The 12285-nt window shown below is 71.2% G+C and carries 11 protein-coding genes; all 11 read right to left on the bottom strand.

Annotated features, from left to right (window positions below; all coding sequences use genetic code 11):
- Positions 1–22: 22 nt before the first annotated feature.
- The gene (locus tag ACIRD8_RS18460; protein ID WP_403992230.1) at positions 23–1129 is read right to left on the bottom strand and encodes a M24 family metallopeptidase; all 1107 of its coding nucleotides are present in this window, start codon (positions 1127–1129) and stop codon (positions 23–25) included.
- Positions 1130–1198: 69 nt separating this feature from the next.
- On the bottom strand, positions 1199–2014 hold the full coding sequence (locus ACIRD8_RS18465) for a Pro-rich N-terminal domain-containing protein (RefSeq protein WP_403992233.1): 816 nt from the start codon (positions 2012–2014) through the stop codon (positions 1199–1201).
- Between the two features lie 120 nt (positions 2015–2134).
- Positions 2135–2578: a type II 3-dehydroquinate dehydratase gene (gene aroQ, locus ACIRD8_RS18470; protein ID WP_099176866.1), complete on the bottom strand. Its 444-nt coding sequence runs from the start codon at positions 2576–2578 to the stop codon at positions 2135–2137.
- On the bottom strand, positions 2575–4221 hold the full coding sequence (gene aroB / locus ACIRD8_RS18475) for a 3-dehydroquinate synthase (protein ID WP_403992236.1): 1647 nt from the start codon (positions 4219–4221) through the stop codon (positions 2575–2577). The genes aroQ and aroB overlap by 4 nt, the downstream gene beginning before the upstream one ends.
- The gene (aroC, locus tag ACIRD8_RS18480; protein ID WP_403992239.1) at positions 4218–5402 is read right to left on the bottom strand and encodes a chorismate synthase; all 1185 of its coding nucleotides are present in this window, start codon (positions 5400–5402) and stop codon (positions 4218–4220) included. Before aroC ends, aroB begins: the two co-directional genes overlap by 4 nt.
- 148 nt (positions 5403–5550) lie before the next feature.
- Positions 5551–6390 carry a shikimate dehydrogenase gene (locus ACIRD8_RS18485; protein WP_403992242.1) on the bottom strand — a complete coding sequence of 280 codons (840 nt, stop codon included), beginning with the start codon at positions 6388–6390 and terminating at the stop codon, positions 5551–5553.
- Entirely contained in the window at positions 6380–8137 is a 1758-nt protein-coding gene (gene mltG / locus ACIRD8_RS18490; RefSeq protein WP_403992245.1) for an endolytic transglycosylase MltG, read from the bottom strand. Before mltG ends, ACIRD8_RS18485 begins: the two co-directional genes overlap by 11 nt.
- Positions 8138–8237: 100 nt before the next feature.
- Positions 8238–8711 (bottom strand): Holliday junction resolvase RuvX, encoded by a 474-nt coding sequence (gene ruvX / locus ACIRD8_RS18495; RefSeq protein ID WP_403992824.1) that lies wholly within the window; start codon positions 8709–8711, stop codon positions 8238–8240.
- An 8-nt stretch (positions 8712–8719) separates the two neighbouring features.
- The gene (alaS, locus tag ACIRD8_RS18500) at positions 8720–11389 is read right to left on the bottom strand and encodes an alanine--tRNA ligase (RefSeq protein ID WP_403992248.1); all 2670 of its coding nucleotides are present in this window, start codon (positions 11387–11389) and stop codon (positions 8720–8722) included.
- Entirely contained in the window at positions 11389–11685 is a 297-nt protein-coding gene (locus ACIRD8_RS18505; protein WP_403992251.1) for a DUF6167 family protein, read from the bottom strand. The genes alaS and ACIRD8_RS18505 overlap by 1 nt, the downstream gene beginning before the upstream one ends.
- A 7-nt stretch (positions 11686–11692) precedes the next feature.
- On the bottom strand, positions 11693–12142 hold the full coding sequence (locus ACIRD8_RS18510) for a DUF948 domain-containing protein (RefSeq protein WP_403992254.1): 450 nt from the start codon (positions 12140–12142) through the stop codon (positions 11693–11695).
- Positions 12143–12285: the final 143 nt, after the last annotated feature.

A 12285-nucleotide genomic window follows, 5' to 3' on the forward strand; every position in this document is an offset into this window, starting at 1 on the left:
GAGCCCTCCGTGAGGAGTTCCCCTAGAGCGCGAGCAGCTCCTTGGTCGTAATGGTGAGTAGCTCGGGTCCGCCGTCCGCCTCGGGGCGCACGACGAGCGTGTCATCGATCCGGACACCGCCCCGGCCCGGGAGGTGGACCCCCGGTTCGACGGTGACCGGCACGCAAGCGTCCAGTTTACCCATGGCTGCCGGTGCCAACTGCGGGTCCTCGTCGATTTCGAGTCCCACCCCGTGCCCGGTGCTGGGCTGGAGGCAGTCCGAGTGACCCGCCGAGTCCAGGAGATGGCGGGCCGCGCGGTCCACGTCACCGTAGGCGGCACCGGGTACGAGAGCCTCCCGTCCGGCCCTCTGAGCGGCGAAAACAAGGTCGTAGAGCTCGATCTGCCAGTCCGCGGGGCTGGTCCCGATGACGAAGGTCCGGCCGATCTCGCAGCGGTAGCCGCGGTAGTTCGCCCCCAGGCAGACGGAGAGGAAATCACCTTCCTCGACCCTGCGGTCGGTGGGCCGGTGGCGGCCGAGACCGGAGTGGGGGCCCGTGCCCACGGAGGTGGCGAAGGCCGGGCCGTCGGCACCGTGGTCCACCAGCCGGCGCTCCAGCTCCAGTGCGAGATGGCGTTCGGTGCGGCCCACCAGGATGGATTCGAGGAGCTCCCCGAGCGCCTGGTCGGTGATCTCGGCGGCGATCCGCAGACAGGCGATCTCCTCCTCGTCCTTCACCAGACGCAGCTGCTCCACCGTGGTGCCGAGGTCGCCCAGGCGCAGGCGTGGGGCGACGGAACTCATGGCGCGGTGGCGGGCGACCGTCAGGTCGTGCTCCTCGACCGACAGGGAGTCGACGCCCAGGCCGCCGACTAGACCGGCGGCCGCGACGACCGGGTCGCTGTCGGCATCGGGCAGGACGGTCAGCCGCAGCGCCTCGTCGGGGCGCCCGTGGGCGGGATCCCCGGTCGGCGCGCGGGGGCTGAGCAGGACGTCCTCGCCGGGGCCGAGCAGCAGCACGGCGCCGGGTGGGGCCCCGCCCGCTAGATAGCGGACGTTGGCGGGGCGGGAGACCAGGGCGGCCGCGGATCCGGCGGCGGCGTACCGGTCACGCAGCAGCCCGCGTCGGACGGCGTACACCTCTGACATGTTTCCGAGCCTACGAGCGCGCGCCCGGCCCCGCCCGGTCAGCGCACCCGACCGGGAACCGCGCGGCCGCTACCAGGCGGGCGGGCTGGCTATGGAGCGCGCCAGGACGTCGTCGAGGACCCGGGCGGTCGTCTCGACGTCGTAGGTGGAGTTGTCGATGATCGGCAGGCCGGAGCCGTACCAGCCGGCCATGCGGCCGTGGATCCGGGCGACCTCCTCGTCGGAGAGCCTGCGGTTCCCGCTGCGTGCCGCGTTGCGCTCCAGGACGACCTCCAGGCCGGGCAGGAGGACCACGGGCAGCAGTCCGGGGCCCACATGGCGCTTCCAGCCGCCCAGGCCGACAACGGGCCGGTCGGGGAAGACGGCGTCGTCGAGGATGCAGGAGATGCCGTTGGCCAGGAAGTTACGGGCGGCGAAGCCGCAGGTGCGCCTGGCCAGGCGGTACTGCGCTTCGGAGTGGTCGTTCCAGCCGGCCTGCGGGTCGGCGAAGCCGGAGCAGACCCACTCGCGGACGTCGTCCAGGGAGACGTGCGCGGTGGGGACCCGGCGGCGGCCCGCCCAGAGCTTGGCGACCGTCGTCTTGCCGGCTCCGGCGGGCCCGATCAGCAGCACGGCCAGGGTCGCGGCGCCGGTGCCCGGCTCCGCGGGCGGCGCGGGCAGCGGGACGGGCCCGCCGGGCGGCAGCTGGATGTGCCCGGTGGTCTCCCGGGAGGGCGGAACGGGGGCGTGCTGGGGCGCGGGCGCCTGGGGCTGCGTCCCCGGTGCCATGGGAGGGGGCGGCGGCCCCGCTTGTCCGGGGTGGCCTGAGTGCTGGGCCTGGTGCGTCCACGGCCCGTTACCGGGACCCTGGGGCGGCGGCAGCGGGGCCCCCACTGCGTGCTGCATCCGGTGCCACTCCGTCTCGTACAGGCAACTGGCGCTGGTCGACGGCAACCGTACCTCCCCCGGCCGCCACGCTGTGAACGGGCGGGGGAGGCACGAAGTGCCCGGTGTCAGCTCCGCGTGTCAGTCCGTCAGTTCGTCGGCCAGGGCCCGCAGGGCGAGCCGGTAGGAGCCGATCCCGAAGCCTGCCACGGTCCCGGTGGCCACCGGGGCGACCACCGAGGTGTGGCGGAATTCCTCCCGTGCGTACGGATTCGAGATGTGCACCTCGATGAGCGGGGCGGTGCGCTGGGCTGCCGCATCGCGCATTCCGTACGAATAGTGCGTGAACGCACCGGGGTTGAGAACGACCGGAATCGAACCGTCCGCCGCCTCGTGGAGCCAGCGGATCAGCTCGCCCTCGTCGTTGGTCTCCCGGACGTCGACGTCGAAGCCGAGTTCCTTGCCGAGGGCCTGGCAGGTGTCGACCAGACCGGCGTAGGACGTCGCCCCGTACACGTCGGGCTCCCGGGAGCCGAGGCGTCCGAGGTTCGGGCCGTTGAGCACGAGGACCCTGCGGGTCGTCACGCCGAGACCTCCCCGTAGGCGGCGAGCAGGACGGACGGGTCGGGGCCCTCCAGCACGGTGGGCTTGCCGATGCCGTCCAGGACGATGAAGCGCAGCAGGTCGCCGCGGGACTTCTTGTCGACCTTCATGTTCTCCAGGAGCTTGGGCCACTGGTCACCGCGGTAGGTGAGCGGCAGCCCGACGGACTCCAGGACGGCGCGGTGCCGGTCGGCGGTGGCGTCGTCGAGGCGTCCGGCGAGCCGGCCCAGCTCGGCGGCGAAGACCATGCCGACCGAGACGGCCGCGCCGTGGCGCCACTTGTAGCGCTCGTTCTTCTCGATGGCGTGGGCCAGGGTGTGGCCGTAGTTGAGGATCTCCCTCAGGCCGGACTCCTTGAGGTCGCTGGAGACGACCTCCGCCTTGACCCGGATGGCGCGCTCGATCAGCTCGGCGGTGTGCGGTCCGGCGGGCGTACGGGCGCCCTGGGGGTCGGCCTCGACCAGGTCCAGGATCACCGGGTCGGCGATGAAGCCGGCCTTGATGATCTCGGCCATGCCGGAGACGTAGTCGTTGACCGGCAGCGAGTCCAGCGCGGCAAGGTCGCAGAGCACCCCGGCCGGCGGGTGGAAGGCGCCCACGAGGTTCTTGCCCTCGGCGGTGTTGATGCCGGTCTTGCCGCCGACCGCCGCGTCGACCATGCCGAGCACGGTCGTCGGTACGGCGATCCAGCGGACCCCGCGCAGCCAGGAAGCGGCGACGAAGCCGGCGACGTCGGTGGTGGCGCCGCCCCCGACGCCGACGATGACGTCGGTGCGGGTGAAGCCCGTCTGGCCCAGCGCCTTCCAGCAGTAGGCGGCGACCTCGACGGTCTTGGCCTCCTCGGCGTTCGGCAGCTGGATCGCGATGGCCTCGTAGCCCTGGGCGGCGAGGTCTGCGCGAACCGCCTCGCCGGTCCCGGCGAGCGCCTCGGGGTGCAGGACGGCGACCCGCTTGACGCGGTCGCCGATGAGGTTCGGCAGTTCGCCGAGCAGCTGGCGGCCGACGAGCACCTCGTACGGGTCGGTGCCTGCCGTGCCGGCGATCTGGATGCGCGTGGTGCCCTGCTCGGTCATCGTTGAGTTCTCCTGGTCGGACGGTACGGGCCCGCCTGTACGTTCCGGCAGTTCCAGTGCCTCGATGATCGCCTGGGCGACCTCTTCGGGGGCGCGTTCGTCGGTGGCGACGGTGACGGCGGCCACCTCTTCGTAGAGGGGGCGCCTGGCGTCCATGAGCTCGCGCCACTGCCGCCGCGGGTTGACGGCGAGGAGGGGGCGGGCGGTGTTCAGCCCGACCCTGCGGACGGCCTCGTCCACGTCCATGGAGAGATAGACGACCGGGCGGCCCCCGAGCAGGGCACGGGTCTCCGCGTCGAGGACGGCGCCGCCGCCGAGGGCGAGGACACCGGTGTGCTGGGCGATCGCGTCGCGCACCGCCTGCCGTTCCAGAGCGCGGAACCGCTCCTCGCCGTCGTCGAAGAAGATCTCCGAGATCGCCTTGCCCGCGGTGGCGACGACGTCCGCGTCGGTGTCGCGGTAGGCGGTGCCCAGCCGGTCGGCGAGCAGTTCACCCACCGTGGACTTGCCCACCCCCATGGGGCCGACCAGGACGATCAGCGGGCCGCTCACCGGATCTGGAGGTGGGCGAGGTACGACTGCACGTTGCGGTGGGTCTCGGCGACGCTGTCCCCGCCGAACTTCTCCGCAACCGCGTCAGCCAGCACCAGCGCGACCATCGCCTCGGCGACGATCCCGGCGGCCGGGACGGCGCACACGTCGGAACGCTGGTGGTGGGCCTTGGCCGCCTCGCCGGTCACGACGTCGACCGTGGCGAGCGCGCGGGGCACGGTGGCGATGGGCTTCATCGCGGCGCGGACCCGGAGCAGCTCACCGGTGGTCAGCCCGCCCTCGGTGCCGCCGGAACGGCCGGAGGTGCGCCTGATCCCTTCGGCGGTGGCCACGATCTCGTCGTGCGCCTTGGAGCCGGGCACCCGGGCGAGGTCGAAGCCGTCGCCGACCTCGACGCCCTTGATGGCCTGGATGCCCATCAGCGCGGCGGCGAGGCGGGCGTCGAGCCTGCGGTCCCAGTGGACGTGGGAGCCGAGGCCGACGGGGACGCCGTAGGCGAGCACCTCGACGACTCCCCCGAGGGTGTCGCCGTCCTTGTGGGCCTGGTCGATCTCCGCGACCATCTCCTTCGACGCGTCGGCGTCGAGGCAGCGCACGGGGTCGGCGTCGAGCCGCTCGACGTCGGAGGGCTTGGGGTAGACGCCGTAGGGCGCCTTGGCCGCAGCCAGCTCCACGACGTGGGAGACGATCTCGATGCCCGCGGTCTCCTTGAGGTAGGAGCGGGCGACGGCGCCGAGGGCGACACGGGCCGCGGTCTCCCGGGCGCTGGCGCGCTCCAGGACCGGCCGGGCCTCGTCGAAGCCGTACTTCTGCATCCCGGCCAGGTCGGCGTGGCCGGGCCTGGGGCGGGTCAGCGGGGCGTTACGGGCCTGTGCGGCCAGCACGTCGGGGTCGACCGGGTCGGCCGACATGACCTGCTCCCACTTGGGCCACTCGGTGTTGCCCACCATGACGGCGACGGGCGAGCCCATGGTCAGGCCGTGCCGGACGCCGCCGAGGAAGGTGACCTCGTCCCGCTCGAACTTCATCCGGGCGCCGCGCCCGTAACCGAGCCGTCGCCTGGCGAGCGCGTCCGCCACCATCTCCGTGGTGACGGGGATACCGGCGGGAAGACCCTCCAGCGTCGCCACCAGTGCGGGGCCGTGCGACTCTCCGGCGGTCAGCCAGCGCAACCTGCTCAACGGTGCTCCTCATGCTCGCGCCTGTAACTGCAACGGCGCGACCGGGTGCGCGGCCCTGGCCCGCCGCCCCCGATCCTCCCACGACCGGAAGCGCCCCCCTGCCGCCGGTCCAGCAGACGGACGGTCGTGGGGCTGTTTCCGGGCGGGTCTACCGGCGTTCCCGTGCCGCGAGGGCCTGCTCGCCCGCCGCGCGCATGACCGCGAGGGGCGCGTCGCGTCCGGTCATCTGCTCGACCTGGAGACCTGCCTGGTGGACGAGGAGGTCGAGGCCTCCGACGACCGGCCCCCCGGCCGCAGACCAGCGTGAGGCCAGGGGCGTCGGCCAGGGCTCGTACAGCACGTCGAAGAGCGTGCCGGGGGTGGCGGGGACGGCGTCCGCGAGGGCGTCCGTGGTGCCGGCCGGTGTCGTGGCGATCACCAGGGGCGCGTTCAGTCCCTCGGCGGCCGTGGCCCAGTCGGCGGTCCGCACGTCGACGCCGAGGCGCTCGCCCCAGCCGCGCATCTCGTCGGCCCGGGCCTCGCTGCGCACGTAGGCGGTGACCGGGCCCGTACAGATCACGGAGAGCGCGGCCAGCGCCGAGGACGCCGTGGCGCCGGCGCCCAGGACGGCGGCGGACTCGGCCTTCTCGACCCCGCGTTCGTGCAGGGCGGCGACCATGCCGGGGATGTCGGTGTTGTCGCCGACGCGTCGGCCGTCCTCGGTGAAGACCACGGTGTTGACGGCCTCGACCGACGCCGCCGTGTCGCTGATGCCGTCCAGCAGCGGGATGATCGCGCGCTTGAGCGGCATGGTCAGCGAGAGCCCCGCCCAGGACCGGTCCAGCCCCTCGACGAAGCCGGGCAGCGCCGCCTCGTCGACGTCGAAGCGGTCGTACGACCAGTTCTCCAGGCCGAGCTCCGCGTATGCGGCGCGGTGCAGGGCCGGGGAGAGGGAGTGGGCGATGGGCGAGCCGAGGACTGCGGCCCGGCGGGCCTCATTACCGGGCATCGAACTTGTCCTTGAGTTTCAGGAAGTCGTCATAGGTCTTGGCGAACTCGGTCTTGTGCTGCCCGTCGGTGGCCACGAAGTAGAGCCATCCGTCCGCGGTCGGATTCAGCGCGGCGGCCAGTGCGTCGGTGCCGGGGTTGCCGATGGGACCGGGCGTGAGGCCCCGCTGGGTGTACGTGTTGTACGGATCCTTGTTCTTTTGGATCTCGTCCACCCGGATGTCGATCTCGCTCTGCTTCTTGAGATAATTGAACGTCGAGTCGAACTGAAGCAGCTGATTCGTCTCGGTATTCGTGGGCTTGAGACGGTTGTAGATGACTTCGCTCATCTTCCGGAAGTCATCGTGTGTCTTACCCTCCGCCTGGACGAGGCTCGCGACGGTCAGCACCTGCCAAGGGCCGTCGAGGTCGTACTTCTTGGCAGTCGCTTCCAGGTCGAGTTTTCGGTACTCGGCGTTGGCCCGGCTGACCATCTTCTTCAGAGCGACCTCGGGTTTCGTTCCCTTGGCGACCGAATAGGTGGCGGGATAGAGGAAGCCCTCCAGCGGATCCTTTATGGCCGGATCATTGTCCGCCCAGTCAGGCAGACCGAGGCTCCCCGCATTCTTCTCCGCGACCCCCTCGGTCGTCCCGGCCTTGAGGTCCAGCCTTTTGTCGAGCGCCTCGTACACAGCGGCGTTGCGCATGCCGGGGGGGACGACCAGGCCGTTCTGGCTCTTCGGGTCGAGCATCAGGCCCATGGCGCTCTCGCCGGACATCTCCTTCTTCAGGATGTACACGCCGGCCTGGATGGACTTCCCTTTGTATTTCCCGTTCTGGGCCGAGATGAAGGCGTCGACCGACTTCACGACGCCGGCTTTCTTCAGGGTGTTCGCGATCTCGTACCCGAGGGCACCCTCGGGGATCTCCACCTCCACCGAGCCCGTGCCGTCGCCCGCGTAGTCGGGCGCCTCGCCGAACTGGCTCTGGTAGTACGAGTAGCCGAAGTAGGCCACCCCACCGAGACCACCGACGAGGACCGCCGCGACACCCAGGCAGGCGCAGCCGTTGCGGCTCTTCTTCTTGCCCTTGCCACGGCGCTCGCCGCCGCCCCTGCGGGACTCACGCGGGTCGTCGTCGTACTCGTCCTCCTCGTCCCGGGGACGGGAGCGGGAGTCACGGTCGCCGGCCGGTGCGTCGGCACCCGTGAAGAAGGGATGCGTCTCCTCCTCCGGCACCTCCGGGTCCCAGTCCGGGCTCTGCCGCTGCATGGGCTCCTCGCGGCGCCCCGGAGGCTGCGGCGGGGGGTAGGCCTCGGGGGTGCCGTAGGGGTCGGCCTGCTCGCCGTAGCCGGGGTTGTTGTCGTACCGGGGCTGCTGGGCCCCGTACGGCATCGCCGCCTGCTGGCCGGTGTCCCAGCCGCCGTCGTACTGCGGCTGCTGGTGGGGCTGCTGGGCGTAAGGATCCTGCTGGCCGTACGGGTCCTGCTGGGCGTGCTGCGGCTGCTGGGCGTAGGGGTCCTGCTGGGCATACGGGTCCTGCGGCGCTCCGTACGGCTGCTGCTGGTGCTGCTGCTGGTACGGGTCCTGCTGGTACGCGTCCTGCTGGTAGCCCTGCTGGGCGTACGGGTCCTGCTGGTAGGGCTGCTGCTGGCCTTCGTACTGGCCCTGGCCGTGGGCGGCCTGCCGGCCTGCCCATCCCTGGTCCCCGTACAAGGGGTCCTCGGGATGCCACGGTTCGGAGCCGGGGCCCCGGCCATACTCAGTCATCGATCCCCTTGAGCCGCGAGACGACGCTCCGTCTCTTCGCTTTGCTGTGCGGTGTCTGTTCGAACACCGGCGCATCGCGCGGAACGTTACCGTATCGCGATCAGACAACCACTTCGACGCCCTCGCCCGGGGGAGCGCCTGACGCCCGTTCGGACTCCAGAGCGTTCTGGAGGATCACCACAGCGGCAGCCTGGTCGATGACAGACCGGCCCTTCTTGGACTTCACGCCCGAAGCGCGCAGCCCCTGAGTGGCCGTCACTGTGGTCATCCTCTCGTCCAGAAGACGTACAGGAATCGGTGCGATGGCGCGGGCGAGCACCTGCGCGAAGGCGCGGACCTTCGCGGCCGCCGGGCCCTCGCCGCCGCCCAGCGAACGGGGCAGGCCGACGATGACCTCGATCGGCTCGTACTCCTCGACGATCAGGCCGAGCCGCCGGTGGGCGGCCGGGACGTCGCGTCCCGGCACGGTCTCCACCGGCGTGGCCAGGATCCCGTCGGGGTCGCACGAGGCGACCCCGATCCGGGCGTCGCCGACGTCGATGGCGAGTCGGCGTCCACGGCGCATCTGCGACATGTCCGGCGTCACGCCGTCTCGGTGACGAGGCGTTCGACAGCGGCGACGGCGTCACCGATGGCGTCCGGGTTCTGGCCGCCGCCCTGGGCGACGTCCGGCTTGCCGCCGCCACCGCCACCGAGGGTCTTGGCGGCGGCGCGCACCAGCTCACCGGCCTTGAGGCCGCGCTCGCGGGCCGCCTCGTTGGTGGCGATGACCGTCAGCGGGCGGCCGTTGGCCGTGGTGAACAGGGCCACGACGGCCGGCCGGCCGCCCTGGATGCGCCCGCGCACGTCGAGGACCAGCTTGCGCAGGTCGTCGGCCGAGGTGCCGTCCGGGACCTGCCCGGTGACCAGGGCCACGCCGCGTACGTCCTTGGCCGACTCCACGAGCCCGGCGGCGGCCTGGAGGACCTTCTCCGCGCGGAACTTCTCGATCTCCTTCTCGGCGTCCTTCAGCTTGCCGAGCATGCCGGAGATCTTGTCGGGGAGCTCCTCGGGGCGGCCCTTGAGCAGCTCCTGGAGCTGGGCGACGACCGTGTGCTCCTTGGCGAGGAAGTTGTACGCGTCCACACCGACCAGGGCCTCGATACGGCGTACGCCCGAACCGATGGAGGACTCGCCGAGCAGCTTCACCAGGCCCAGCTGGGAGGTGTTGTGCACGTGCGTTCCGCCGCACAGCTCCTTGGAGAAGTCGCCGATGGTGACGACCCGGACCCGCTCGCCGTACTTCTCGCCGAACTCCGCGATGGCGCCCTGCTTCTTGGCGTCGTCGATGGACATGACCTCGGCCTGGACGTCGAGCTCCCGCGAGAGGACCTCGTTGATCTTCTGCTCGACGTCGGTGAGGACCGTGCCGGGTACGGCGGCGGGCGAGCCGAAGTCGAAGCGGAAGCGCCCGGGCGAGTTCTCCGAACCGGCCTGGGCGGCCGTCGGGCCGAGCGCGTCGCGCAGCGCCTGGTGCGTGAGGTGCGTGGCGCTGTGGGCGCGGGCGATGGCGCGGCGGCGGGTGTTGTCGATGGCGGCGTAGGCGGAGGCGCCGACCGTCACCTCGCCGACCTGGACCGAGCCCTTGTGGACCGAGACGCCCGGGACGGGCTGCTGCACGTCGCGGACCTGGATGACGGCACCGCTGTCGAGCCTGATCCGGCCCTGGTCGGCGAGCTGGCCGCCGCCCTCGGCATAGAAGGGGGTGCGGTCGAGGACGACCTCGACCTCGTCGCCCTCGGTGGCGGCGGGCGAGGGCACGCCGTCGACGAGCAGGCCGACGATCTTCGACTCGCCCTCGGTGCTGGCGTAGCCGGTGAACTCGGTGACGCCGGAGTTGTCGGCGACCTCGCGGTAGGCGGACAGGTCGGCGTGCCCGGTCTTCTTGGCCTTGGCGTCGGCCTTGGCGCGCTCCCGCTGCTCCTTCATCAGGCGGCGGAAGCCGTCCTCGTCGACGGAGAGGCCCTGTTCGGCGGCCATCTCCAGCGTGAGGTCGATCGGGAAGCCCCAGGTGTCGTGGAGCAGGAACGCCTTGTCGCCGGCGAGGACCTTGCCGCCGGCGGCCTTGGTCTCGGTGACGGCGGTGTCGAGGATGTTCGTGCCGCCCTTGAGGGCCTTGAGGAAGGCGGCTTCCTCGGCGAGGGCGACGGTCTCGATGCGCTTGCGGTCGGTGATCAGCTCCGGGTACTGCTGCCCCATGGTGTCGACGACGACGTCGACGAGCTCACGGACGACCGGGCCGGTGGCGCCCATGAGCCGCATGTTGCGGATGGCGCGGCGCATGATGCGGCGCAGGACGTAGCCACGGCCCTCGTTGCCGGGGGTGACTCCGTCGCCGATGAGCATCACCGACGTACGGATGTGGTCGGCGACGACCCGGAGGGAGACGTCGGAGCCCTGCTCGGCGCCGTAGCGCACGCCGGTGAGCTCGGTGGCCTTGTCCATGACGACGCGCAGGGTGTCGGTCTCGTACATGTTCTGTACGCCCTGCAGGATCATGGCGAGGCGTTCGAGGCCGAGGCCCGTGTCGATGTTCTGCGACGGCAGGTCACCGAGGATCGGGAAGTCCTCCTTGCCGTCGCCGGCACCCCGCTCGTACTGCATGAAGACGAGGTTCCAGATCTCCACGTACCGCTCGTCGTTGACGGCGGGGCCGCCCTCGACGCCGAACTCCGGGCCGCGGTCGTAGTTGATCTCGGAACACGGGCCGCAGGGGCCGGGGACGCCCATGGACCAGAAGTTGTCCTTCTTGCCCAGGCGCTGGATGCGCTCGGCCGGGACGCCGATCTTCTCGCGCCAGATCTGCTCGGCCTCGTCGTCGTCCAGGTAGACGGTGATCCAGAGGCGCTCCGGGTCGAGGCCGAAGCCGCCGTCCGCGACGGAGTCGGTGAGGGCCTCCCAGGCGAACTGGATGGCCCCTTCCTTGAAGTAGTCGCCGAAGGAGAAGTTGCCGCACATCTGGAAGAACGTGCCGTGCCGGGTGGTCTTGCCGACCTCTTCGATGTCCGGCGTACGCACGCACTTCTGCACGCTGGTGACGCGCGGGGCGGGCGGCTTGACCTCGCCGAGGAAGTAGGGCTTGAAGGGAACCATGCCCGCGGGGACCAGCAGCAGAGTCGGGTCGTCCGCGATGAGCGACGCCGAAGGCACGACGGTGTGACCGCGCTCCTCGAAGAAGCTCAGCCAGCGGCGGCGAATTTCAGCCGACTCCATTAGTGGTCCTCATTCCGGTTGTTCGAGTTGTAGGGGAGTGATCGGTAGGTGACGAGTTCGGGGTCGTCGGCCGCCTCGATGCCGAGCGCCCCGCCCAGTTCGGCCTCGCGCCTGACCATGCCCTCACGGACGTCGAGGGCGAAGTCCTTCAGCTTGTGACCTGCCTCGATCGCCTTGTCGGCGGCCTGCGCCGCGAGGCTCTCGGGGGTCAGCTGCCGGATCTTACGGTTGACCTTGGTGGTGGCCCAGACACCGGCGGCTGCGCCGGCGGTGAACCAGAACGTACGGCGGAACATCGCTGGTTCAGTCCTTCTGTCCACGGGAGCTGCGGCCGTTCCGCTTCCTGTCGCGGGCGGACGGCACGGTACGGCCGACGATCACGGTGCGGCGGGAGGCCCGACGGGCCGGTTCCGGCTCCGCGGCGGTGCGGCGGCCGATCGCCTGCCGCACCCCGTAGCCGAACGCGGCCACCTTCACGAGCGGGCCGCCGAACGTCGACGCGACGGTGGTGGAGAGCGCGGAGGCGTTGGAGGTGACCTCCTGGACGTCGCTCGCGATCGCGTCGACCTTGTCCAGCTGGGTCTGCGCGGAGCGCAGCGTGGCGGAGGCGTCGGCAAGCAGCGGAACCGCCTGCTCCGTCACGTCCGCCACCAGGGCGGTGGTCGCCCTGAGCGTCTGGGCCAGTCTCACCAGTACCACGGCGAGGAAGGAAACCAGGATCGCCCAGAAGACAGCCACCAGGATGCCGGCCACCTCTCCACCGGACACAGTGCACCGCTCTCTGCTCGTCGCCCGCATCGGCCGGAACCTCTCCCGGCCGGTATCTGCCTGTCACGGCTCGGCCGGTGCGTGCTGCCACCACTGCCGATCGTCGTTCCCCGAGCCTATCGCGCCGG

Origin of the sequence: Streptomyces sp. NPDC102451, assembly GCF_044765485.1 — a bacterium.
Taxonomy (GTDB): Bacteria; Actinomycetota; Actinomycetes; order Streptomycetales; family Streptomycetaceae; genus Streptomyces.